This is a genomic window from Streptomyces sp. NPDC001480, from assembly GCF_042894725.1.
Lineage (GTDB): Bacteria > Actinomycetota > Actinomycetes > Streptomycetales > Streptomycetaceae > Streptomyces.
The window spans coordinates 212,845-236,188 of sequence record NZ_JBIAVX010000016.1; the positions used below are offsets into that span (position 1 = coordinate 212,845).

Consider the following 23,344-nt stretch of genomic DNA (forward strand, 5'->3'; position numbering starts at 1 on the left):
CGGGTCCTTGTCGGTGTGCGCGGATGGTGGCCGCTCCCAGTCTGTCAGCCCTTCTCCAGGTACTGCTCCCTCTCCTCGTCCAGCAAGGCGTCCAGCGCCGTGCGCAGTGCCGGCAGCCGTTCCAGGTCCGGGTCGGCCGCGACGACAGCCGCCGCCTCCGCGCGGGCCTCGGCGATGATCTCCTCGTCCTCGATGACGGCGAGGACCCGCAGGCTGGTGCGGGCGCCGGACTGGGCCTGGCCGAGGACGTCGCCCTCGCGGCGCTGTTCGAGGTCGATGCGGGACAGTTCGAAGCCGTCGAGGGTGGCGGCGACGGCGTTCAGCCGCTGGCGGGCCGCGCTCGCCTCGGGCATCTCGGTGACCAGCAGGCACAGGCCGGGCGCCGAGCCACGGCCCACGCGGCCGCGCAGCTGGTGGAGTTGGGACACGCCGAACCGGTCGGCGTCCATGATCACCATCGCGGTGGCGTTCGGGACGTTCACGCCGACCTCGATGACGGTCGTGGCGACGAGGACGTCGGCTTCCCCGGCGGCGAAGCGGCGCATCACCGCGTCCTTGTCGTCGGGATGCATCCTGCCGTGCAGCACCTCGACCCTGAGGCCCTGAAGGGGGCCCTTCGCCAGTTGCTCGGCCACGTCGAGGACCGCGAGCGGGGGCCGTTTCTCGGCCTCGTCCTCCGGCGACTTGTTCTTCTGGGCCTTCTTGGGGTCGTCCTCCTCGTCCCCGATGCGCGGGCAGACGACGTACGCCTGATGGCCGCCCGCCACCTCCTCGCGCACCCGCTCCCACGCGCGGGCCAGGAAGTGCGGCTTGTCGGCGGCCGGGACGACATGGCTGGCGATCGGCGAGCGGCCGGCCGGGAGCTGGTCGAGGACGGAGGTCTCCAGGTCGCCGAAGACGGTCATGGCGACCGTGCGCGGGATCGGCGTGGCGGTCATGACGAGCAGGTGCGGTGGCTGCTTCCCCTTGCCGCGCAGGGCGTCGCGCTGTTCGACGCCGAAGCGGTGCTGTTCGTCGACCACGACCAGTCCGAGGTCGTGGAACCGCACCTTGTCCTCGATCAGCGCGTGCGTGCCGATGACGATCCCGGCCTCCGCGGTGGCGAGGTCGAGCAGCGCCTGACGGCGGGCGGCGGCCCCCATCGAGCCGGTGAGCAGCACCACCTTGGTGGCGTGCTCGGCGCCGCCCAGCATGCCCCCCTCGGCGAGCTCACCCATCATCTCGGTGACCGACCGGTGGTGCTGCTGGGCGAGGACCTCGGTGGGCGCGAGCATGGCGGCCTGGCCGCCGGCGTCGACGACGGCGAGCATGGCGCGCAGGGCGACGAGGGTCTTGCCGGAGCCGACCTCGCCCTGGAGCAGCCGGTGCATCGGGTGTTCGGTGGCGAGGTCGTCGAAGATGTCCCGGGAGACCTTCTGCTGGCCCTCGGTGAGGGTGAAGGGCAGCCGGTCGTCGAAGGCGGTCAGCAGGCCGTCGGGGAGCGGCTCGCGGGCGACCGCCGGGAGCTGGGCGTCGGCGTGCCGGCGGCGGGCCAGGGCGACCTGGAGGACGAAGGCCTCGTCCCACTTGAGGCGGGCGCGGGCGTCGGCGATGTCGGCCTTGGTGTGCGGGCGGTGGATCTTCAGCAGGGCCTCGGGGAGGGAGACCAGTCCGCGGCCCTCACGGAGCGGGTCGGGCAGCGGGTCCAGCGCTTCCTGGGCGCTGGGCAGCACCGTCTGGATCGCCTTGCCGATCTTCCAGGACTCCAGCTTGGCGGTGGCCGGGTAGATGGGGATGAGGGCCCCGGCCCAGGTCTCGACGGTCTCCTCGCTGTCGCCCTTCAGCAACTCGTACGCGGGATGGGCCAGTTGCAGTCGCCGGTTGAACACGGACACCTTGCCCGCGAACATCGCGCGTGTGCCCGGCAGCAGATCCTTGTGGGGCTTGTGAACGCCGGCGCCGAAGAAGACGAGTTGGAGCCGGCCGCTGCCGTCCGTGATCGTCACCTCCAGGCGCTGGCCCTTGCCGCGCGGGGCCTTGGCGGAGGCGAAGCTGTGCAGGCGGGCGTCGGCCACCTGGGCGACCACCGTGACGTGCTCGTCCATGGGCAGGTCGGCGAGATGGGTGAGCTGGCCCCGCTCCTCGTATCTGCGCGGGTAGTGGTGCAGCAGGTCGCCGACGGTGTGCAGGCCGAGGTGCTCGGCCATCACCTTCGCGGTGGCGGGGCCAAGCACTGACTTCAGCGGCTGTTTCAGTGGTTCTTCCAGTGCGGGCACGAGATCCATTGCACACCACGGCACTGACATCGCCGTATACGTCTCGGGAAAGTCCTGGTCAGGCGGGCTGTTCGCGCTCTAGGATGGCGCGTTCCGGCCATCCCCCCGCGGTCACCTCCCCAACCAAGGGACCGCCCGACCCCCGCGCCGTCGCGAAGTCCCCCCACCGGCGGCGCTGCGACGATGGACTCCCAGACCCCACAGTCATCCCAGGCATCCCAGTCACCTCATACGTTCCAGGTCGACCTGCGTGGTTTGGTGGACCTGCTCTCCCATCACCTCTACTCCAGCCCCAAGGTCTACCTGCGCGAGCTGCTCCAGAACGCGGTGGACGCCATCACCGCGCGGCGCGCCGAACAGCCCGACGCCCCGGCGCGGGTCCGGCTGTACACGGACTCCCGCTCGGGCGCCGCCCTGCGGGTCGAGGACACCGGCGTCGGGCTCACCGAGTCGGACGTGCACAGCCTGCTGGCGACCATCGGCCGCAGCTCCAAGCGCGCCGAAGGGTTGCAGGAGGCCCGCTCCGACTTCCTGGGCCAGTTCGGCATCGGCCTGCTGGCCTGTTTCGTGGTCGCCGAGCGCATCCGGGTGGTCAGCCGCAGCGCCCGTACGCCCGACGCGCCGCCCGTGGAGTGGACGGCGAGCGACGACGGCTCCTACACCGTGCGCACGCTGCCCGACGAGGCCCGGCCCGAGCCGGGCACCACCGTGCACCTGACCGCACGGGCCGGCGCCGGGGAGTGGCTCTCGCCCGAGCGCGTCCTGACGCTGGCACGGGACTTCGGCTCGCTGCTGCCCTACGACGTACGGGTGGGCGACGAGGCCGTCACCGACCTGCCCGCGCCCTGGGACCGCCCCTACCCCTCCCCCGCCACCCGCCGGGTGGCCCTGGCCCGGCACTGCCACGAGACGTTCGGCTTCACCCCGCTGGACTCGATCGAGCTGGACGTGCCGCTGGCCGGGATCCGCGGGGTCGCGTACGTGCTGCCCTCCGCGGTCAGCCCCGCCCAGCGCGCCACCCACCGGGTGCACCTGAAGGGCATGCTGCTGACCGAGCGGGCCGAACAGCTGCTGCCGGACTGGGCGTTCTTCGTGCGCTGCGTCCTGGACACCGACAGCCTCAGGCCCACGGCCTCGCGCGAGTCGCTGTACGAGGACGAGACGCTGGCCGCCGTACGGGAGGCGCTCGGCGAAAGGATTCGGTCCTGGCTGACCGCTCTGGCGGCGGGCGATCCGGAACGGCTGGCGGCCTTCCTGTCGGTGCACCACCTGGGGGTGAAGTCCCTCGCCCGGCACGACAAGGACATGCTGCGCACGATGCTGCCGTGGCTGCCGTTCGAGACGACCGACGGGCAGCTGTCCCTGGAGGAGTTCGCGCAGCGCCACCCCGTGGTCCACTTCACGCGCACGGTCGAGGAGTACCGGCAGGTCGCGCCGATCGCCTCCGCGCAGGGCGTCGGCGTGGTCAACGGCGGTTACACCTACGACAGCGAACTGGTCGAGGCGCTGCCGTCGGTGCGCCCCGGGACGGTGGTCGCCGAGCTGGACGCGGACACCGTGACCGCCCACCTGGACTCGGTCGACCCGGCGGAGGAACTGGCCCTGTCCGGCTTCCTCGCCGCGGCGCGGGCGAAACTCGATCCGCTGGGGTGCGACGTGGTCCTGCGCGCCTTCCACCCCCTCTCGGTGCCCGCGCTGCACCTGGACGACCGGGACGCTCGGCACGAGCAGGCCCGCGCGGAGGCGGAGGCCCAGGCCGACGACCTGTGGGCGGGCATCCTCGGCTCGCTGCGCGGCAGCGCGCCGCGCGCGCGTCTGGTGCTCAACCACCTCAACCCGCTGATCCGGCGGATCGCTTCCCTGAAGGATCCCGAGCTGATCGGCACCGCCACCGAGTCGCTGTACGGGCAGGCGCTGCTGATGGCGCAGCGGCCGCTGAGGCCCGCGGACTCCGCGCTGCTCAACCGCGCGTTCATCGGCCTCCTGGAGTGGGCCACACACGGGGATCCCGCACCCGGGGATCCCGCACACGGGGAGGACGGTCACCGATGACCGGGATCACGGACTTCGACGCGCTGCGCCGGGCGATGGCGGAGAACTCCGAGCAGCCGGAGGGCCCGGCCCGCAACGCGCGCGCGGAGCAGTTGCTCGCCGAGGCGGAGAAGCTGAACATCCCGCTCGCGGTGATCGAGGCGCTCGGGCACCAGCTGAAGGTCTACAACTACAGCTCCGAGAAGGACAAGATGTTCGTCCCGTTCGCGCGGCTGCTGCGCGTCTGGGACGAACGGCCCGAGGACTTCGACGAGTACGAGACGCACTCGCTGCACTGGGTCTTCAAGTGGGTGTCGGCCGGCATGCTCGACCAGCCGCACGTGCCGCTCGCCTCGATCGAGAAGTGGCTCGGCGAGATGGAGCACCGCTACCGGCTCGCCGGCCACTCCGAACGGGCCGTGCGCAGCGCCGAGTTCAGCGTCGCCGCGCACACCGGCGACCTGGACCGCGCCGAACGGGCCTACGCGGCCTGGCTGGCCGCCGACCGGGACCGGATGGCCGACTGCCACGCCTGCGAGTTGCACGGGCAGGGCACGTGGCAGATCAAACGCGGGCGGGACAGCGAGGCGCTCGAACTGTGGCGGCCGGTCCTGGAGGGCGAGTACAGCTGCGCCCACGAGCCCCACAGCGTCCTCGCCTCCTCCCTCACGCCGCTGCTCAGGCTGGGCCGCGTGGACGAGGCCCGCGCCCACCACCTGCGCGGTTTCCGGCTGGTGCGGCCGATGGAGAGCATGCGCGGGGCGTACGCGGACCATGTGGAGTTCTGCGCGCTCACCGGCAACGAGGCACGCGGCCTGGAACTGCTCGCCGAGCGGCCGGCCTACTTCACCGACACCGGACATCCGCGCAGCCGCCTGGACTTCATGGCGGTGGTGGCGCTGCTCATGGACCGCCTGACCGAGCTGGGGCTCGGCGAGCAGCGGGTCCCGGGCCCGGCCGGGCAGGTGTGGACCGCGCGGGAACTCGCCGCCCACGCGCGCGCGGAGGCCCTCGATCTGGCCGGGCGGTTCGACCTGCGCAACGGCACCACGTACGTCGGTGACCGCACCCGCGAACGCATGGCCCAGCGCCCGCTGGTGGAGCGGCTGCCGCTCGGGGTGCGCACCACGGCCGCGCCGGCCGCGGTGGCCCGCCCGGTCGCGCCGGTCCCCCCGGTCACGGCCGCCGGCTCCGACGAGCCGGACCTGGCCGCGCTGCTGGCCGAGGCCCGGCGGCTGTCGGACTCCCTCCAGCCGCACGCCCTCGAGGCGTGGGCGGCGGTCGCGCAGGCCGCCGAGGGCATCGGGGGCGCCGAGCTGGCGGCACGGGACCGCGCGGAGATCGTCGATCACGAGGCGATGGGCCGGGGCCCCGAGGGCGTCGAGCTGTTCGAGCGGGCCGCCGAGCTGTACGCGGAAGCGGGCGACGCCGGGGAAGCGCTGGCGGCACGCGCGCGTGCGGCCTACGCACGGGCCCTGGCGGGCCAGGTCGACGAGGCGCTCGCGGCGGTCGCCGAGCCGTACGACCAGGTCCTCGCCCTCTACGCCGAGGACACCACCGGCGTGCGGCAGGCGGCGTCGGTGCTGATGAGCCGGGCGCGGATCCTGATGCGCCGGCTGCACGAGGACCCGCAGGGCGCGGGGGAGGCCGTCGGGCGGGCGGTCCGGGAGCTGCTGGCGCTCGTCGACGGACATGTCGGGGGCGACGTGCGGCTGGCGTCCCGGGCGGCCGAGGCGCGGGCGATGCTGGCGGAGCTCGCGGAGCACTCCGGAGACGTCGAGACGGCCGCGAACCTCTTCCGCCGGGCCACGAGACAGTTCGTGGAGGCGGGCCTGCCGTGGTTCGCGGTGGAGTACGAGGTCCGGGTGGCCGCCTTCGCCCACGCGCAGGGCGACATGGCGGAGGCCGAGCGGGCCCTGCGGGCGGCCCTGGAGCACGGCGGCCCCCATGTGGAGGCGATCGGGCGGGCCCAGCTGCACCTCCAGCTCGCGGAGGTGGTCGGCGGCCGGGACGACGTGCGGGAGGCGGCCGAGCACGCCCTGGAGGCGGCGCACTGGGCCGACGAGGCCGGCGAGGGTGCCACGCTCGGCGCCTGGGCACGGCACCAGCTGGGCGGCTTCCTGCTGCGGCAGGGGCGGTGCGCCGAGGCCGCCGAGGTGCTGGAGTCGGCACTGGCCGATCTGAGCGCCGAGACGCACGGCGACGGCGCGATCGTGCAGACGCGGTGGTGGATCGGGGACTGTCTGAGCGAACTGGGCGAGCACCGGGAGGCCGCCGAGCACCGGCTGGAGGCCGCCGAGATCGCCCGGCACTGGCCCGAGCAGCAGGACCACGCCACCCTCGCCCACCTCGCCGCCGAGTCCCTCGGGCAGGCCGGGCTGCCCGCCGACGCCGACCAGGCCTATACGCGCGCGGGCGAGCTGTGGCGCTCCCTGGGCAACGTCCACGGCCTCGTCCGCAGCCTGCGCGCCCGCGCGTGGCTGGCGCTGCGCGCCGAGGCCGGGCTCGAGGGGGCCCGGGAGCTGATGGGGGACGCGGTCCGGGAGTGCGGGCGGGCGCTGGAGTCGGCCGACGACGCGGAGGCCCGGGAGCGGCTCGGCGCCGAACTCGCTCACACCCACCGGCAGTACGGCGACCTGCTGGCCCGCTCGGTGCCCCAGGACGCCGGGGACGCCGCGGTCCAGGCCGCGTTCGAGGACGCGCTGGCCCAGATGGCACGGGCGGTCGCGGTGTTCGCCTCGCTCGGCGCGGACGCCCTGCACAGCCGTACCGGCGCGGAACTGGCAGCGGGCTGGCTGGAGGCGGACCTGAGCCGCCCGGCGGACGCGGTGGCACGCGCGCGTGCGGTGCTGGCGGCGTACGAAGGGGCGGACGACGCGGACGAGGCCGTGCGGGCCCGGCGGACGGAGGCGGAGCAGCTGCTGGACGCGCTGCCGGCGGACCCGGAGTCGTAGGAGGTACGTCCCCGCGCGGTCATTCCACCGCTCACTCCACCCCGATGAGCAGCAGCGCCCCCTGCCGCCCGCCCCGGTACACCACCGTGTCGACGGCCAGGTACGTCTCCCGCACGCGTGCCTGAAGGTGCTCGGCGACGGTCTGGGGTGCCTCGTCGCCGAGCACGAGGGTGACCAGTTCGCCGCCGGCCTGGAGCATGCGGTCCAGGACGGTCTCGGCGGTGGCGGTGACGTCCGTGCCGATCACCGCCACGTCGCCGTCGACGAGGCCCAGCACGTCACCGGCCTGGCAGATGCCGGCCATGGTCCAGAACTCGTGCTCGGCGACGACGACCTCGGCGTACCGGGTGGCGCCCGCCGCCGAGGTCATCTGGACGACGTCCTCGTCGAAGCGGCGGCCGGGCTCGTGCACCGCCAGCGCGGCGATCCCCTGGACCGCCGAGCGGGTCGGGATGAGGGCGACGCGGACGCCCTCCGTGCGGACCTGCTCGGCCGCCGCGGCCGCCGTGTGGCGCAGCTCGGCGTCGTTGGGCAGCAGCACGACCTCGCGCGCGTGGGCGCGGCGCACGGCCTGGACGATCTCCCCGCTGGCGGGCGACTCCCCGGGGCGGACGAGCACGGTGGTCGCGCCGGCCTCGGCGTACAGCCCGGCCAGGCCCTCGCCGGGCACGACGGCCACGACCGCGCGCTGGGCCCGCTCCCTGGGCGGCGGTTCGGAGCCGGTGTGCACGTCCCCGAGCCCGAAGTGGGTGATCCGGATCCGGTGGGGCCGGCCGGCCTCGACACCGGCCTCCACGGCGGCGCCCGCGTCGTCGACGTGCACGTGCACGTTCCACAGCCCGTCGCCGCCGACGACGACGAGGGAGTCCCCGAGCCGGTCGAGCCGCTCGCGCAGCCGGTCCACGGCCGCGTCCTCGGCCTCCAGCAGGTAGATCACCTCGAAGGCGGGCCCGCCGTTCTCGACGCACCCCGCCGCCTTCGCGTGCCCCGTGTCGGTCGCGGCGGGCCGCACGGCCGTCCCGGTGGGCCCTCCGTCCGCTCCCGCGGACTGCCCGTCCGCTCGGGCGGGCCGCACGCGCGCGTACGGCGGCTCCGTGACGATCGCCCCCGGTGCCTCCCCGGTGAACGTCTCCACCAGCGCCCCGAGGACCGACACCAGCCCGCGCCCACCGGCGTCCACCACCCCGGCCCGCTCCAGCACGGCCAGCTGCCCCGGGGTCGCCGCCAGGGCCGCGCGCGCTCCCTCGTAGGCCGCCCGCGCCACCCCCGCGCAGTCGTCCCCGGCCCCTTCGGCGGCGTCGGCGGCGGCCGAGGCGACCGACAGGACCGTTCCTTCCACCGGATGGGCCACCGCGTGGCGGGCGGCGTCGGCGGCGTGCCGCAGGGCGAGCCGCAGCCCCTGCCCGGTGTGAGGTGTCCCACCGTCGGCGGCGAGGACCTGAGCCATACCGCGCAGCAGCTGCGCGAGGATCGTCCCGGAGTTGCCCCGCGCCCCTATGAGTGCCCCGTGCGCCATGGCGTGCATGGCGTCGGCCGACGACGGCCCCGGGCCGCCCCCCGGGTCCAGCTCGTGCCCGGTGAACACGGCCTCCACGGCCGCCACCGCGGACTCCAGGGTCAAGTACAGGTTCGTGCCGGTGTCGCCGTCCGCCACCGGGTACACGTTGATCGCGTCGATCTCCTCGCGCGAGTGGCCCAGCGCCCGCAGCGCCAGACGGCACCAGGTGCGTACCGCGAGAGCATCGAAGAATGTCTGCGGCACCTGCGCCACCTGCGCCTCCCTGAGCTGGCTGGACGTGGGAGGCAGCGTAGACCCCGGACGGGTGCCGGCCGGAAGAGGGCCGGGGGCGGGCCCCTGAGCTGCCATGGTAGTTTCGTTGTACGGGCGCAGTCGTTGTATGCTGCTCCGGTTGCCCGATCCCGATCGGGCCATTCCCCCTGGCAACGCCACTCAAGATCTAAGGTCTTATGATCTCGATCCCGGCATGCCGGGATCAACCGTAAGTGCATCTGAAGTCTTTGGAGTGACCCGTGGCTGCCAACTGCGACGTCTGCGGCAAGGGGCCGGGCTTCGGCAACAACATCTCGCACTCGCACCGCCGTACGCCCCGTCGCTGGAACCCGAACATCCAGCGTGTGCGTACCGTGGTCGGCGGGACGCCGAAGCGCGTGAACGCTTGCACCTCGTGCATCAAGGCCGGCAAGGTCTCGCGCTGACGCTTTGCTGAGCGCGCGGCCACTGCTGGTTCGCTGCACAGAGCCGGTCCACCTCACGGTGGGCCGGCTTTTTGCCGTACCCGGGCGTCAGGTCCGCAACCGCCATCCGTGATCCACCGGCCCGATCCCCGCCCCCAGCGCGAACCCGGCCGCGATCGCCCCGGTGACGTACTCCTTCGCCTCCGCCGCCGCCTCCGGCACGCTCAGCCCCTTCGCCAGCCCCGACGCGATCGCCGAGGCGAGCGTGCAGCCCGTGCCGTGGGTGTGCCGGTTGTCGTGCCGCGGGGCCCGCAGCCAGTGCTCCGCGGAGCCGTCGGTAAGAAGATCAACAGCCTGGCTCCCACCCGCCCGCCCTGCGTCCCCGGCCAGATGCCCGCCCTTGATCAGCACCCACCGCGGCCCGTACTCCAGTACGGCGGCCGCGGCCCGGCGCAGATCGCCTTCGGACTCGACCCGCACCCCCGTGAGTTGGGCCACCTCGTCGAGGTTGGGGGTCGCCACCGTCGCCGCCGGCAGCAGCTTCGTGCGTACGGAGTCCAGCGCGGAGGCCGCCAGCAGCGGATCCCCGTGCTTGGACACCCCCACCGGATCCACCACGGCCGGCGCGTCCGTCCCGGAGATCAAGTCCGCGACCGCCTCGACCAGTTCCGCCGAGGCCAGCATCCCGGTCTTCACGGCCCGCACGCCGATGTCGTCGACGACACTGCGGTACTGGGCCCGTACGGCCTCCACCGGCAGCTCCCAGGCGCCCTGCACGCCGAGCGAGTTCTGCGCGGTGACGGCCGTGATCACGCTCATGCCGTGCACCCCGAGCGCGAGCATCGTCTTCAGGTCGGCCTGGATGCCCGCGCCTCCGCCCGAGTCCGAGCCCGCCACGGTCAGGACCCCGGGGATCACGACTCGATGTCCCCGAAGTGGTCCCAGCCGCCCTTGCTGGTCCACGGCGCCCCGTCGACCGTGACCTGGGGCAGCGCCGAGGGGTTGAGGACCTCGCCGATCACCTTCCAGCGGGCCGGCAGCTTCACGTCCGGCGGGAACGTCGCCACGATCGCGTGGTCCTCTCCCCCGGTCAGCACCCACTGCAACGGGTCGACGCCGACGGCCTGCCCGATGTCGTTCATCTGGGTGGGGATGTCGATGGCGCCGGAGCGGATGTCGATGCGGACCTTGCTGGCCTCCGCGATGTGTCCGAGGTCGGCGATCAGGCCGTCGCTCACGTCGCACATGGCGGTGGCGCCGAGCCCGGCGGCGGCCGGGCCCGCGTGGTACGGCGGCTCGGGGCGCCGGTGGGCCTCCACGAAGGCGCGGGGCGAGCGGAAACCGCGGGCGAGCACCGCGTAGCCGGCCGCGGACCAGCCCAGCCAGCCGGTCACCGCGACGAGGTCGCCGGGCTGGGCGCCGGCCCGGGTCACCGGCTCCTGGTTGCGCAGATCGCCGAGCGCCGTGATCGACACCATGATCGTGTCGCCGCGCACCACGTCCCCGCCGACCACGGAGGCGCCCGCGACCTGGCATTCGTCGCGCAAACCGTCCATCAGCTCGCTCGGCCAGGTGACCGGGAGTTCGGCGGGCACGACCAGACCGAGCAACAGCGCGGTCGGTACGGCGCCCATGGCGGCGATGTCCGCGAGGTTCTGCGCGGCCGCCTTGCGGCCCACGTCGTACGCCGTGGACCAGTCACGGCGGAAGTGCCGCCCCTCCAGGAGGATGTCGGTGCTCGCCACCACCCTGCGGTCGGGTGCGGCGACCACCGCGGCGTCGTCGCCGGGGCCGACCCGGACCGCCGGGGTGGTGGTGAGCCGGGAGGTGAGCTCCCGGATGAGCCCGAACTCGCCTAGCTCACCCACAGTGCCCTTCATTGCCCTTCAGCCCCTTCTGTGCCTGGCCGTACGCCTGTCCGTACCCGCTCGCGCGCCATCCTGGTCCCCCGGGAGCCCCGAACAAAATGGGCGCGTTGCTTCGCAGGCCGCGCAGGTCTCCCCGTGGCGACCGGCGACGCGATACCGTGGCGTTCCTTTTCCCCACATGATCCTCGTGGCCGCCCTGGAGGTTCCGTGGTACAGGCGTACATCCTGATCCAGACGGAGGTCGGCAAGGCGTCGACCGTCGCCGAGACGATCAGCAAGATCCCTGGAGTCATCCAGGCCGAGGACGTGACGGGCCCGTACGACGTCATCGTGCGCGCCCAGGCCGACACCGTGGACGACCTCGGCCGCATGGTGGTCGCGAAGGTCCAGCAAGTGGACGGCATCACCCGCACCCTGACCTGCCCGGTCGTGCATCTGTAGCCCCCGTCTACCCTTGGCCGGTGAACATCTTCCGTCACCGGCTCACCGGCTTGCCCGCGCTCGCCCTGCTGATCGCCGCCGCGGGCTGCTCCTCAAGCGACGACAGCGCCACGGTCGCGGTTCCCAGCCCCGACGCCAAGACCGCGAAGCTGTGCCGGAACCTGCACGAGGTACTGCCTCAGAAGGTGGACGGCCGGAGCCGGAAAGACCCCGAACCCCGGTCCGCCCTCACGGCGGGCTGGGGAAGCCCGGCGATCATACTGCGCTGCGGTGTCGGAAGGCCGCCCAAGATGATCGACCCGAAGGTGGCCAAGGGCACCGACCCCGACGCGATCGGCGGCGGGGTCGACGGCGTCGACTGGCTGATGGAGAAGCAGGACGACGGGACGTACCGGTTCACCACCGCCAAGCGCGAGGCGTATGTGCAGGTGGCCCTGCCGAAGTCGGTGGCCCAGCAGGACAGTGCCAAGGTCCTCGTCGACCTGGCCGCCGCCATCAAGAAGGCGATCCCCACAGGGATCGCCTCCACCGTCTGACCGCGCGGCCGTTCCCGGCGACTACCGCAGCCCGGTCGACCGCCGCAGCGCCGCCTGCACCAGCCGGTCCACCAACTCGGGGTAGGCGATGCCGGTGGCCTGCCACATCTGCGGGTACATCGAGATGGGCGTGAAGCCGGGCATCGTGTTGATCTCGTTGATCACGAACTCGCCGTCCTCGGTGAGGAAGAAGTCCGCGCGGACCAGGCCCTCGCAGGAGGCCGCCTCGAAGGCGTCCACCGCGAGGCGCCGCACCTCGGCGGTCTCCTCCTCGGTGAGCGGGGCGGGCACGATGCCGGGCGTGGAGTCGATGTACTTCGCATCGAAGTCGTAGTACGCGTGCGCGTCCGGCGGCGGGATCTCCGCGGGCACGGAGGCGCGCGGGCCGTCCTCGAACTCCAGGACGCCGCACTCGATCTCGCGGCCGCGCAGCGCGGCCTCCACCAGGATCTTCGGGTCGTGCCGCTGCGCCTCGGCGATGGCCTCGTCGAGCCCGGCCAGGTCGTCGACCTTGGTGATGCCGATCGACGAACCCGCGCGCGCGGGCTTCACGAACAGCGGCCAGCCGTGCTCGCCGGCGAAGTCGACGATCTTCTTGCGGGCGGCGGACTCGTCCTGCTGCCACTCGCGGGGCCGGATCACCACGTACGGGCCCACCTTGAGCCCGAAGGAGGTGAACACCCGCTTCATGTACTCCTTGTCCTGGCCGACGGCCGAGGCGAGCACGCCCGAACCCACGTACGGGACACCGGAGAGCTCCAGGAGGCCCTGGAGGGTGCCGTCCTCGCCGTACGGGCCGTGCAGCACCGGGAAGACCACGTCGACCTCGCCGAGGGCCTTGGGCACCGAACCCGGCTCGCTGTAGACGACCTCCCGGCTGGCGGGGTCGACGGGGAGCACCACGCTTCCCTCACTCGACTCCGCGAGCTCCTCCACGCCGGGCGTGCGCCGGTCGACGATGGCCATGCGCTCGGGCGCGTCGGCGGTGAGCGCCCAACGGCCGTCGCGGGTGATGCCGATCGGCAGCACGTCGTACTTCGTCCGGTCGATGGCCTTGAGGACGGCGCCCGCGGTGACCGTGGAGATCCCGTGTTCGGAGCTGCGCCCGCCGAACACGACGGCCACGCGCGGCTTGCGGGACGGCTGCTCAGGGCTCTGGGGGAGGTTCTCGGTGCTCATATCGCGTTGAGAGTACCCGGTGGTAGGGCCCCGAGACAGCGTCGGCGGGCCGGTGTGTACGCGGCGTCGCTCAGCGTCGTTCGGGCTTCGCGCTGCGCGACATCAGCTCCTTCAGGGCGACCACGGGAGGCTTGCCCTCGTGCACGATGCCGACGACCGTCTCGGTGAGCGGCATGTCGACGCCGTGCCTGCGGGCCAGATCCAGCACGGACTCGCAGGACTTGACGCCCTCCGCGGTCTGCTTGGTGACCGCGATGGTCTCCTGAAGGGTCATGCCCTTGCCGAGGTTGGTGCCGAAGGTGTGGTTCCGGGACAGCGGCGAGGAGCAGGTGGCCACCAGGTCGCCCAGTCCGGCGAGACCGGAGAAGGTCAGCGGGTCGGCGCCCAGGGCCGCGCCGAGCCGGGTGGTCTCGGCGAGCCCGCGCGTGATGAGCGAGCCCTTGGCGTTGTCCCCCAGGCCCATCCCGTCGGCGATGCCGACCGCCAGGCCGATGACGTTCTTGACCGCGCCGCCGAGTTCGCAGCCCACCACGTCGGTGTTGGTGTACGGGCGGAAGTACGGCGTGTGGCAGGCGGTCTGGAGCCGCTGCGCGACCGTCTCGTCGGTACAGGCGACCACGGCCGCGGCGGGCATGCGGGCGGCGATCTCGCGGGCCAGGTTGGGCCCGGTGACCACGGCGACGCGTTCCCGGCCGACCTTGGCGACGTCCTCGATGACCTCACTCATCCGCATGGCGGAGCCGAGTTCGACGCCCTTCATGAGGGAGACGAGGACGGTGCGGGGGGCGAGCAGCGGGGCCCACTCGGCGAGGTTGTCGCGCAGGGTCTGGGAGGGCACCGACAAAACCGTGTAGTCCGCGCCCTCAAGGGCCTCGGCCGCGTCCGTGGTGGCCCGCAGGTTCGCCGGAAGCTCCACGCCGGCCAGGTAGTCGGGGTTGGTCCGCGTGTGGTTGATCGCGTCCGCGACCTCGGGCCGGCGGGCCCAGATGGTGACCTCGCAACCGGCGTCGGCGAGCACCATCCCGAAGGCCGTTCCCCACGAACCGGCACTGAAGACCGCCGCCTTGACCGACTCGCTCACTTGGCGCTCTCCTCTTCCTGGCCGCTCTGCGCCCGTGTCCTGCGCCGCTGCTCGATCCGCTCGCGGCGCGGGTCGTAGGGCGTCTCGGGGGCCTTCTCGCCGCGGATCTCCTCCAGCTGGCGGGTGATGGCCGCCATGATGACCTCGGTGGCCTCCTTCAGGAGGTCCGTGGTCATCTCCTTGTCGTAGAAGCGCGAGAGGTCCACCGGCGGGCCTGCCAGCACGCGGTGGGTCTTGCGCGGGAGGAGCTGGGGCTTCTTGGCGTACGGCGGGAGCAGTTCGTTGCAGCCCCACTGGGCGACCGGAATGACCGGGCACTTGGTCTGGAGCGCCACGCGCGCGGCGCCGGTCTTGCCGGTCATGGGCCAGCCGTTCGGGTCGCGGGTGAGAGTGCCCTCGGGGTAGAAGGCGACGCACTCACCGCGCTCTACGGCGTCGATCGCGGCCCGGAAGGCGCTGAGCGCGTCGGTGGACTCGCGGTAGACGGGGATCTGCCCGGTGCCGCGCATGGCGGCACCGACGAATCCCGCCTTGAAAAGGCCGCTCTTCGCCAGGAATCGCGGAACCCGTCCGGTGTTGTACTGGTAGTGCGCGTACGCGAAGGGATCCACATGGGAATTGTGGTTCACCGCGGTGATAAATCCGCCCTCGGCCGGAATGTGCTCCATTCCACGCCAGTCCCGCTTGATCAGAACCACCAGGGGCGGTTTGCAGATCACCGCGGCGAAGCGGTACCAGAAGCCGATTCTGCGGCGGGGCACGCGGACACCTTCCTCTAGGTCCTCCAGGGCTGCCACCAGGGCTGGGGAGCCGCACAAGTGTCGCCCCAGGCCGCCGGTCTGTCGAGGACACCGTACGCCCCGCCACCCCGCATGCCGTATGCGCCGGGGGACAATGGGCGCAACGAGTAAGGGACGGTATGTCGGTGCAGTGGACCTTGGTCATACCCCTCAAGCCCCTGGAACGGGCCAAGAGCAGGCTGGCGGACACCGCCTCCGACGGGCTGCGCCCGGGACTGGCCCTGGCGTTCGCCCAGGACACGGTGGCCGCCGCGCTCGCCTGCGCCGCGGTGGCGGATGTGGCGGTCGTCACCAACGACGCCCTGGCCGGCCGTGAGCTGGCCGCGCTGGGCGCCCGCATCGTCCCCGACGAGCCGGGCGGCGGCCTGAACGCCGCTCTGACGCACGCCGCCGCCGTCGTACGGGCATCGCGTCCGGAAAGCCCGCTCGCGGCCGTGAACGCCGATCTGCCGGCCCTGCGCCCGCTGGAATTGTCCCGGGTCCTGTCGGCGGCGGCGGAATTCCCGCGCGCTTTTCTCCCCGACGCGGCGGAGGTCGGCACCACCCTGCTGGCCGCGGCCTCCGGCCGGGAATTGCGTCCGGCTTTCGGCGCCGATTCCCGCGTCCGGCACCGCGGCTCCGGTGCCGCGGAACTCCGGCTCGACGCGGTGGATTCGGTACGCCAGGACGTGGACACCGGCGAGGACCTGCGGGCGGCGCTGGCCCTCGGGGTGGGCCCGCGCACGGCGGCGGCGACCGCGCGGCTGCTGATTCCGGGGCAGTAGGCTGCCGGTATGCAGGCGACCGCGTACACGTACGACCCCGAGACCCGCAGCGGGCAGGTGCTGCTCGACGACGGCACCCCGGTGGCCTTCGAGGCGCCGGCGTTCGACGCGGGCGGGCTGCGGCTGCTGCGGCCCGGTCAGCGGGTGCGGATCGAGACGGAGCCGGCGGCGAAGTCGCCGGAGGGCGCGGGAGCGGGCCTGCGGATCACCCTGGTGACGCTGCAGACCTTCTGAACGCGTGGGAAAAACGCCGCGGGCCGGGCTCCCCAGGGGAGTCCGGCCCGGCGTGTGAGTGCCCTCTGCCCTTGCGCCTCAGCGGGCGGTGGCCTTCTTGGCGGTGGTCTTGCGCGCGGACGACTTCTTGGCCGGGGCCTTCTTGGCCGTGGCCTTCTTCGCCGGTGCGCTCTTGGCCGTGGTCTTCTTGGCGGCGGCCTTGGTGCCCGTCGTCTTCTTGGCGGCCGCGGCGGTGCTCTTGGCGGTCGTCTTCTTCGCGGTGGTCTTCTTGGCGGCGGCCGTGGTCTTCTTCGCGGCGGCCGTGGTCTTCCGCGCCGTGGTCTTCTTCGCCGTCGCGGCCTTCTTGGCCGTGGTCTTCTTCGCGGCGGCCTTCTTGACCGTCGCGGCGGCACCACCGGTCAGGCTGCCCTTCGGCGCCTTCTTGACGGACACCTCGCCGCCGCGCGGCAGCTTCTTCGAGCCGCTCACCAGGTCCTTGAAGCCCTGACCGGCACGGAAGCGCGGCACGGAGGTCTTCTTGACACGAACCCGCTCGCCCGTCTGGGGGTTGCGGGCGTAGCGGGCGGGGCGGTCCACCTTCTCGAAGGACCCGAAGCCGGTGACCGAGACCCGGTCTCCCCCGACCACCGCTCGGACGATGGCGTCCAGGACCGCGTCGACAGCATCGGCGGCCTGCTGGCGGCCACCCATCTTGTCGGCAATCGCTTCTACGAGCTGCGCCTTGTTCACGTCTTCCCCTTCGGAGACATCGCCAGAACGAAAGTGTTCAAGCTTTTTCGCACGTTAGGCAGATATATACCGCAAATCAAACACGAAACGGGCTAATCACCCTTGTGCCGCAACGGACTCGGCGAGTTCTGATCTTGTTCAGCGGCCCTCTTCGGGGATATGCCCCGCGTCGAGGTCCGCGGTGAACCGATCGAGCCGCCTTGCCGCGTCGGCGAGATCGTGCTTGGCCGCGGCCGTAATGACCAGCAGCTTCCGGGTCAGCGCCATCCGTACGCCCTCCGGGACTTGCAGTGCGCGCACCCTTGAGTGCGCTTCCTTGAGTCGGTCCGCGACCGCCGCATAGAGCTCGAGTTGGCCGTCGTGTTCCATGCACAGATTGTGCCATCTGGGGCGAGTTGTCGCCTGCCCAGGGTGCAACTGCCGCCCCGGAAGGGCTTCCTGGCTCGCCCGGAGGCCTCGGTCCCACCAGACGCGTACCCCGGCAACCACCTTCTTAACGTGGGAAGTTGACCGCCGGGTCCGAGCGGCGCGGGGCCGTTCGGGTGCAGAAACGGCTGTACCCCCAATCGTGGTGATCGGGGGTACAGCCGGGGTGTCGCGGTGGCCGAAAGTCGACCTCTTCAGTTGGCCTTCAGTTGGTTCAGACCTGAAGCGTGCGCGGCTTGTACGACGGGCGCTTGGCCTCGTACTCGGCGATGTCGGCCTCGTTCTTGAGCGTGATGGAGATGTCGTCCAGCCCGTTCAGCAGCCGCCAGCGGGAGTTCTCGTCCAGGTCGAACGAGGCGGTGATGCCCTCGGCGCGCACCTCACGTGCCTCAAGGTCCACAGTGACCTCAGCAGTGGGGTCCTGCTCGGTCAGCTCCCACAGCGCGTCCACGACCTTCTGGTCCAGGACCACCGTGAGCAGGCCGTTCTTCAGCGAGTTGCCGCGGAAGATGTCGGCGAAGCGGGAGGAGATCACGGTCTTGAAGCCGTAGTTCTGGAGTGCCCAGACGGCGTGCTCACGGGAGGAGCCGGTGCCGAAGTCGGGGCCGGCCACCAGGACGGTCGCGCCCTGCCGCTCGGGGCGGTTGAGCACGAACTCCGGGTCCTTGCGCCAGGCCTCGAACAGCCCGTCCTCGAACCCGTCCCGGGTCACCTTCTTGAGCCAGTGAGCAGGGATGATCTGGTCGGTGTCGACGTTGCTGCGGCGCAGCGGGACGGCCCGGCCGGTGTGCGAGGTGAATGCTTCCATGACTGATCAGACTCCAGCGGGCGCGGGGGTGTCGGCGGACAGGTCGGCGGGCGACGCCAGGTGGCCCAGGACGGCCGTGGCGGCCGCGACCTGCGGCGACACCAGGTGCGTACGGCCGCCCTTGCCCTGCCTGCCCTCGAAGTTGCGGTTGGAGGTGGAGGCGGAGCGCTCACCCGGGGCGAGCTGGTCGGGGTTCATGCCCAGACACATCGAGCAGCCCGCGTGCCGCCACTCGGCGCCGGCCTCCTTGAAGACCACGTCCAGGCCCTCGGAGACGGCCTGGAGACCGACCCGCGCGGAGCCGGGGACGACCAGCATCCGTACGCCGTCGGCGACTTTGCGGTTCCGCAGCAGATCGGCGGCGGCCCGCAGGTCCTCGATGCGGCCGTTGGTGCAGGAGCCTACGAAGACGGTGTCCACCTTGATGGAGCGCAGCGGCTGACCGGCCTCCAACCCCATGTATTCCAGGGCCTTTTCGGCGGCGAGGCGCTCCGAAGCGTCTTCGTACGAAGCGGGGTCGGGGACGGACGCCGAAAGCGGCGCGCCCTGGCCGGGGTTGGTTCCCCAGGTGACGAACGGCGACAGTTCGGCGGCGTCGATGACGACCTCGGCGTCGAACTCGGCGTCCGCGTCGGTCCTCAGCGTCTTCCAGTACGCGACGGCCGCGTCCCAGTCCTCGCCCTCGGGGGCGTGCGGGCGGCCCTTGAGGTACTCGAAGGTGGTCTCGTCCGGGGCGATCATGCCCGCGCGGGCACCGGCCTCGATCGACATGTTGCAGATGGTCATCCGGGCCTCCATCGAGAGCTTCTCGATGGCGGAGCCGCGGTACTCCAGGATGTAGCCCTGGCCGCCGCCCGTACCGATCCTGGCGATGATCGCCAGGATCAGGTCCTTGGCCGTGACGCCCTCGGGCAGTTCGCCGTCGACCGTGATCGCCATGGTCTTGGGACGGGCCAGCGGCAGCGTCTGGGTGGCCAGCACGTGCTCGACCTGGGAGGTGCCGATGCCGAACGCCAGCGCGCCGAAGGCGCCGTGCGTGGAAGTGTGCGAGTCGCCGCAGACGACCGTGGTGCCGGGCTGGGTCAGGCCGAGCTGCGGGCCGACGACGTGCACGACGCCCTGCTCGACGTCGCCCAGCGGGTGCAGCCGGACGCCGAACTCGGCGCAGTTCTTGCGCAGCGTCTCCAGCTGGGCGCGGGAGACCGGGTCCGCGATGGGCTTGTCGATGTCGAGGGTCGGGGTGTTGTGGTCCTCGGTCGCGATGGTGAGGTCGAGGCGGCGCACCTGGCGGCCGTTCTGCCTGAGGCCGTCGAAGGCCTGTGGGCTGGTCACCTCGTGCAGCAGGTGCAGATCGATGAAGAGGAGGTCGGGCTCGCCCTCGGCGCGCCGGACGACGTGGTCGTCCCAGACCTTCTCCGCGAGTGTCCTACCCATCGCTTTCCCTCCGGCCGGCAAAGGTGCGCCGGCCCAACTAGAGATCTTGAGGAAGCGGCTTGCCCGCGCCCCAGATACGGGCGTCCGCCGCCGGGCCCGTTGGTCCGCGGGCCGTTGTGTGTTCAAGGGTGTCGCAGTCCACGGAAAATTGAACTTGCGTTTCACAGAGTGAGACGCGAGTATCGTTGCATGGACAACAGTAGCGGCGTCGGCGTTCTGGACAAGGCAGCCCTTGTCCTCAGCGCTCTGGAGTCCGGTCCGGCCACCCTCGCGGGTCTGGTCGGGGCCACCGGACTGGCACGACCCACGGCCCACCGGCTGGCCGTGGCACTGGAACACCACCGCATGGTGGCGCGCGACATGCAGGGCCGTTTCATTCTCGGCCCGCGTCTGGCCGAGCTGGCCGCGGCGGCGGGCGAGGACCGCCTGCTGGCCACGGCGGGCCCGGTGCTCACGCACCTCAGGGACGTCACCGGCGAGAGCGCGCAGCTCTACCGTCGCCAGGGTGACATGCGCATCTGCGTGGCCGCGGCGGAGCGCCTGTCCGGCCTGCGGGACACGGTCCCGGTCGGCTCGACGCTGACCATGAAGGCCGGCTCCTCGGCGCAGATCCTGATGGCCTGGGAGGAACCCGAGCGCCTGCACCGCGGCCTCCAGGGCGCCCGCTTCACGGCGACGGCCCTGTCGGGCGTACGGCGGCGCGGCTGGGCCCAGTCGATCGGCGAGCGCGAGCCCGGCGTGGCCTCCGTCTCCGCGCCCGTGCGCGGCCCCTCCAACCGCGTGGTGGCCGCGGTGTCCGTCTCCGGCCCCATCGAGCGCCTGACGCGCCACCCCGGCCGTATGCACGCCCAGGCGGTCATCGACGCCGCCGCCCGCCTCTCCGAGGCCCTGCGCCGCTCGGGCTGACCGCCCGCGACAGGGGAGCCGGACGGCTCGGGCCCGCCTCAACGCCGCGGCAGGCCCGACCCCGCCGGTCCCACCCGTCTCACGCGTCCCGCGACGCCGCCCCCTCCTCCGACCGGTGCGCGAACCGGTCCTTCGCCCGCCTCCCCCGCCGCTCCAGCGGCACCTGACCGTGGGCGGCGGCGAGCCCGAACGCCGGCATGTCCGCGTAGATCGACTCGTAGGCCCCCTCGGGCGCGACGTAGGTCTCGTGCCACAGCCCCACGTGCTGCCGGTCCTTGCCCGCCTTCTCCTTGCGGTTGATGATCGACCAGGCCCGGTGGTGGAACATGTCGGGAGAGCTCGCGTACGCGTAGAGCTTCTCCTTGGACTCCCAGTACTGGACGACGTAGTACGTCCGCGGCGAGGCCGTCAGCAGCACATGGCCGAGCAGGCCGCGCCCGGGGTCCTTCCGCAGTTCGCGGAGCATGCGCGGCATCGCCAGGAGCACCGGGAGCCAGTGGTGCACACCCCAGAAGTGGTTGATCCGCATGCCGATGAGCAGGACGACCACGTCCGACTCGGCGTCCGCGGTGGTGCGACCCGGGATGACCCGTTTCCGGAGCATGACTCCCCCTTTTCGGTGAGCGGTGCTATCCAAGTCCTCGTGCTTGGATAGTGCCGTTATCCAAGAAGGGGCGCAAGACATGCGGCTCGCCGAGTTGAGCAGACGCAGCGGTGTGTCCACCGCGACGATCAAGTACTACCTCCGCGAAGGGCTGTTGCCGGCGGGCCGCCAGGTCAACACGACGACGGCCGAGTACGACGAGGAGCACCTGCGCAGGCTCCGTCTGGTGCGCGCGATGATCCAGGTGGGCCGGCTGCCGGTGGCCACGGTCCGGGAGGTGCTCGGGCACGTCGACGACGACTCGCTGGGCCGGACGATCCGCCTGGGCGCGGCGCTGTGGGCGTTGCCGCAGGTGCCGGAGCCGGACGAGGACGACGAGTACGTCCAGGCCGCGCACCGGGAGGTGGGCGAGTTGCTTCAGGCCCTGGGCTGGACGAACGCGAAGGCACTGACCACCATCTCCCCCGCCTACCGCTCCCTGGTGGTCGGCGTGGCCGCGTTCCGGCGGCTCGGCTACGACTGGGGAGCCGAACTGCTCGCGCCCTACGCCCGGTTGATGCATCAGGCGGCCGTGCTCGACCTGGACTTCGTGGAGACCCATCCGTCGGAGGCGGAGAAGGCGGAAACCGCGGTTCTGGGGGCGATCCTCAACGAGCCGGTGCTGCGCGCCCTGCACCGGCTGGCCCAGGAGGAGGAGTCGGCACGGCGGTACGGCTTCGAGTGAGCCCATGGGAAACGACGAAGGCTCTCCGCCTGAGCGAAGAGCCTTCGTGTCGTACCCCCGACCGGATTCGAACCGGCGCTACCGCCTTGAGAGGGCGGCGTGCTAGGCCGCTACACAACGGGGGCGAGGATCTTGCGAGCGTTTAAAACCACACCGCCGCAGATCCGTGCTGGTCTACCTGGACTCGAACCAAGACTAACTGAACCAGAATCAGTCGTGCTGCCAATTACACCATAGACCAATGATGGTTTAGACCAGTCAGTACCCCCGACCGGATTCGAACCGGCGCTACCGCCTTGAGAGGGCGGCGTGCTAGGCCGCTACACAACGGGGGCCCTAGCGATCCCGACAGGATCAGGATCAGTACCCCCGACCGGATTCGAACCGGCGCTACTGCCTTGAGAGGGCAGCGTGCTAGGCCGCTACACAACGGGGGCTTTGCAGATGAGCTCTGCGAGCTGGCCTACCTGGACTCGAACCAAGACTAACTGAACCAGAATCAGTCGTGCTGCCAATTACACCATAGGCCACTGGAACGCAAGCCCCTGCGGGGATCTTGTTCTAGTTCGCTCCCCCGGGTTCCGGCCTTTCGGCCCGCTCCCCGGCGGCGCAGGAAGAACATTACCTGAAGGTGGACGGGGCTCCAAAACGACTATCCGGAGCGAGCAGCGCGGGCAGTTCGGCGAGGGACTCGATGCGGTGGCGTCCGGCGGGGCCGTCGCCGCCGGCCCACGCACCGGCACGGTCGATCCACACGGACCGCAGCCCCGCCTCCGCCGCACCCCGGCCGTCGATCTCCGGGTGGTCGCCGACGTACGCCACCTCGTGCGGAGGCAGGCCGAGCGCCTCGCAGGCCGCGAGGAACGCCCGGGCCTCCGGCTTGGAGACACCGAGCTCGGCGGCGCACAGGACGGCCTCGAAGCGGTCACGCACCCCCAGGGTGCGCAGCTTGCGCTCCTGGACGTGGATGCTCGAGTTGGACAGCACCGCGTGCCGGTGGCTGGCGGCGAGGGCGTCGAGGGCGGGCAGCACGTCCGGGAAGAGGGCCCAGGCGGCCTCGTAGTGAGCGACGTAACGCCGGAACCAGGCATCGGCCTCGGCGTCGGTCAGCTCCTGGCCGAGGAAGGCCCGTACGCGCTCGCGGCGCTGCGCCTCGAACGAGAGCTCCCCGGCGGCGAAGCGTGCCCACTGCCGCTCGGTGATCTCCCGCCACCGCACGACGGCCTCCTCGGGGCTCGCGTACCCGACGAGCAGCCCCTCGGCGGCGAGATGGTCCCGCATACCGGTGCGGTCCGCGGTCGTGTAGTCGAAGAGGGTGTCGTCGACGTCCCAGACCACGGCGCGGATGCTCATGCCCCGACGGTAACCCGGGTG

General features: G+C 71.9%; 22 protein-coding genes and 5 tRNA genes. 9 read left to right on the forward strand and 18 right to left on the reverse strand.

The window, feature by feature from the left end:
* Positions 1-44: 44 nt before the first annotated feature.
* Positions 45-2,264: an ATP-dependent DNA helicase RecG gene (recG, locus tag ACFY01_RS34640; RefSeq protein ID WP_390739722.1), complete on the reverse strand. Its 2,220-nt coding sequence runs from the start codon at positions 2,262-2,264 to the stop codon at positions 45-47.
* A gap of 174 nt (positions 2,265-2,438) precedes the next feature.
* Between recG and ACFY01_RS34645 the strand changes: the two genes are divergently transcribed.
* Together ACFY01_RS34645 and ACFY01_RS34650 are read left to right on the forward strand one after the other, a co-directional pair.
* The gene (locus tag ACFY01_RS34645) at positions 2,439-4,307 is read left to right on the forward strand and encodes an HSP90 family protein (protein WP_390739723.1); all 1,869 of its coding nucleotides are present in this window, start codon (positions 2,439-2,441) and stop codon (positions 4,305-4,307) included.
* The gene (locus tag ACFY01_RS34650) at positions 4,304-7,240 is read left to right on the forward strand and encodes a tetratricopeptide repeat protein (RefSeq protein ID WP_390739724.1); all 2,937 of its coding nucleotides are present in this window, start codon (positions 4,304-4,306) and stop codon (positions 7,238-7,240) included. Before ACFY01_RS34645 ends, ACFY01_RS34650 begins: the two co-directional genes overlap by 4 nt.
* 31 nt (positions 7,241-7,271) lie before the next feature.
* Here the strand turns inward: ACFY01_RS34650 and ACFY01_RS34655 are convergent, their stop codons facing one another.
* Positions 7,272-9,011: a DAK2 domain-containing protein gene (locus ACFY01_RS34655; RefSeq protein WP_390739725.1), complete on the reverse strand. Its 1,740-nt coding sequence runs from the start codon at positions 9,009-9,011 to the stop codon at positions 7,272-7,274.
* Between the two features lie 260 nt (positions 9,012-9,271).
* On the opposite strand from ACFY01_RS34655, the gene rpmB reads away from it, so the two are divergent.
* A complete protein-coding gene (rpmB, locus tag ACFY01_RS34660; RefSeq protein WP_004924906.1) occupies positions 9,272-9,457 on the forward strand; it encodes a 50S ribosomal protein L28 in 186 nt (61 codons plus the stop codon).
* Between the two features lie 87 nt (positions 9,458-9,544).
* On the opposite strand, the gene thiD is transcribed toward rpmB, so the two are convergent.
* Entirely contained in the window at positions 9,545-10,354 is an 810-nt protein-coding gene (gene thiD, locus ACFY01_RS34665; protein ID WP_390739726.1) for a bifunctional hydroxymethylpyrimidine kinase/phosphomethylpyrimidine kinase, read from the reverse strand.
* On the reverse strand, positions 10,351-11,316 hold the full coding sequence (locus ACFY01_RS34670; protein ID WP_132855927.1) for a thiamine-phosphate kinase: 966 nt from the start codon (positions 11,314-11,316) through the stop codon (positions 10,351-10,353). Before ACFY01_RS34670 ends, thiD begins: the two co-directional genes overlap by 4 nt.
* 195 nt (positions 11,317-11,511) lie before the next feature.
* On the opposite strand from ACFY01_RS34670, the gene ACFY01_RS34675 reads away from it, so the two are divergent.
* On the forward strand, positions 11,512-11,745 hold the full coding sequence (locus tag ACFY01_RS34675; protein ID WP_003997603.1) for an Lrp/AsnC family transcriptional regulator: 234 nt from the start codon (positions 11,512-11,514) through the stop codon (positions 11,743-11,745).
* 20 nt (positions 11,746-11,765) lie between these two features.
* Positions 11,766-12,281, forward strand: coding sequence for a DUF3515 domain-containing protein (locus ACFY01_RS34680; RefSeq protein WP_390739727.1), 516 nt, complete (start codon positions 11,766-11,768; stop codon positions 12,279-12,281).
* A gap of 21 nt (positions 12,282-12,302) precedes the next feature.
* On the opposite strand, the gene ACFY01_RS34685 is transcribed toward ACFY01_RS34680, so the two are convergent.
* From ACFY01_RS34685 to ACFY01_RS34695, 3 genes are all read right to left on the reverse strand, one after another.
* Positions 12,303-13,460, reverse strand: a complete 1,158-nt coding sequence (locus ACFY01_RS34685; protein ID WP_390739728.1) for a D-alanine--D-alanine ligase family protein — start codon at positions 13,458-13,460, stop codon at positions 12,303-12,305.
* Between the two features lie 70 nt (positions 13,461-13,530).
* Complete coding sequence (locus ACFY01_RS34690; RefSeq protein ID WP_390739729.1) at positions 13,531-14,541, reverse strand: NAD(P)H-dependent glycerol-3-phosphate dehydrogenase; 1,011 nt, start codon at positions 14,539-14,541, stop codon at positions 13,531-13,533.
* On the reverse strand, positions 14,538-15,302 hold the full coding sequence (locus ACFY01_RS34695) for a lysophospholipid acyltransferase family protein (RefSeq protein WP_390739730.1): 765 nt from the start codon (positions 15,300-15,302) through the stop codon (positions 14,538-14,540). The genes ACFY01_RS34690 and ACFY01_RS34695 overlap by 4 nt, the downstream gene beginning before the upstream one ends.
* A gap of 164 nt (positions 15,303-15,466) precedes the next feature.
* Here ACFY01_RS34695 and cofC point away from each other — a divergent pair, with 164 nt between their 5' ends.
* Positions 15,467-16,105 carry a 2-phospho-L-lactate guanylyltransferase gene (cofC, locus tag ACFY01_RS34700; RefSeq protein ID WP_390739731.1) on the forward strand — a complete coding sequence of 213 codons (639 nt, stop codon included), beginning with the start codon at positions 15,467-15,469 and terminating at the stop codon, positions 16,103-16,105.
* A 9-nt stretch (positions 16,106-16,114) separates the two neighbouring features.
* Positions 16,115-16,339: a hypothetical protein gene (locus ACFY01_RS34705; RefSeq protein WP_390739732.1), complete on the forward strand. Its 225-nt coding sequence runs from the start codon at positions 16,115-16,117 to the stop codon at positions 16,337-16,339.
* A 78-nt stretch (positions 16,340-16,417) separates the two neighbouring features.
* Here the strand turns inward: ACFY01_RS34705 and ACFY01_RS34710 are convergent, their stop codons facing one another.
* From ACFY01_RS34710 to leuC, 4 genes are all read right to left on the reverse strand, one after another.
* A complete protein-coding gene (locus ACFY01_RS34710) occupies positions 16,418-17,068 on the reverse strand; it encodes an HU family DNA-binding protein (protein ID WP_390739733.1) in 651 nt (216 codons plus the stop codon).
* A gap of 138 nt (positions 17,069-17,206) precedes the next feature.
* Complete coding sequence (locus tag ACFY01_RS34715) at positions 17,207-17,437, reverse strand: hypothetical protein (RefSeq protein WP_390739734.1); 231 nt, start codon at positions 17,435-17,437, stop codon at positions 17,207-17,209.
* A 271-nt stretch (positions 17,438-17,708) separates the two neighbouring features.
* The gene (gene leuD, locus ACFY01_RS34720) at positions 17,709-18,302 is read right to left on the reverse strand and encodes a 3-isopropylmalate dehydratase small subunit (protein ID WP_390739735.1); all 594 of its coding nucleotides are present in this window, start codon (positions 18,300-18,302) and stop codon (positions 17,709-17,711) included.
* Between the two features lie 6 nt (positions 18,303-18,308).
* Positions 18,309-19,736 (reverse strand): 3-isopropylmalate dehydratase large subunit, encoded by a 1,428-nt coding sequence (leuC, locus tag ACFY01_RS34725; protein ID WP_390739736.1) that lies wholly within the window; start codon positions 19,734-19,736, stop codon positions 18,309-18,311.
* A gap of 189 nt (positions 19,737-19,925) precedes the next feature.
* On the opposite strand from leuC, the gene ndgR reads away from it, so the two are divergent.
* Positions 19,926-20,642, forward strand: coding sequence for an IclR family transcriptional regulator NdgR (ndgR, locus tag ACFY01_RS34730; RefSeq protein ID WP_009320373.1), 717 nt, complete (start codon positions 19,926-19,928; stop codon positions 20,640-20,642).
* Between the two features lie 79 nt (positions 20,643-20,721).
* Here the strand turns inward: ndgR and ACFY01_RS34735 are convergent, their stop codons facing one another.
* Entirely contained in the window at positions 20,722-21,246 is a 525-nt protein-coding gene (locus tag ACFY01_RS34735; protein WP_390739737.1) for a DUF4188 domain-containing protein, read from the reverse strand.
* A 79-nt stretch (positions 21,247-21,325) separates the two neighbouring features.
* On the opposite strand from ACFY01_RS34735, the gene ACFY01_RS34740 reads away from it, so the two are divergent.
* Complete coding sequence (locus ACFY01_RS34740; RefSeq protein WP_390739738.1) at positions 21,326-21,970, forward strand: MerR family transcriptional regulator; 645 nt, start codon at positions 21,326-21,328, stop codon at positions 21,968-21,970.
* Positions 21,971-22,022: 52 nt separating this feature from the next.
* On the opposite strand, the gene ACFY01_RS34745 is transcribed toward ACFY01_RS34740, so the two are convergent.
* From ACFY01_RS34745 to ACFY01_RS34770, 6 genes are all read right to left on the reverse strand, one after another.
* Positions 22,023-22,095 (reverse strand) — tRNA-Glu (locus ACFY01_RS34745).
* Between the two features lie 44 nt (positions 22,096-22,139).
* Positions 22,140-22,211: transfer RNA gene (locus tag ACFY01_RS34750), tRNA-Gln, on the reverse strand.
* 21 nt (positions 22,212-22,232) lie between these two features.
* Positions 22,233-22,305 (reverse strand) — tRNA-Glu (locus ACFY01_RS34755).
* A gap of 29 nt (positions 22,306-22,334) precedes the next feature.
* Positions 22,335-22,407, reverse strand: a tRNA-Glu gene (locus ACFY01_RS34760).
* Between the two features lie 21 nt (positions 22,408-22,428).
* Positions 22,429-22,500, reverse strand: a tRNA-Gln gene (locus ACFY01_RS34765).
* 91 nt (positions 22,501-22,591) lie between these two features.
* Complete coding sequence (locus ACFY01_RS34770; protein WP_390739739.1) at positions 22,592-23,323, reverse strand: HAD family hydrolase; 732 nt, start codon at positions 23,321-23,323, stop codon at positions 22,592-22,594.
* Between the last annotated feature and the right edge of the window lie 21 nt (positions 23,324-23,344).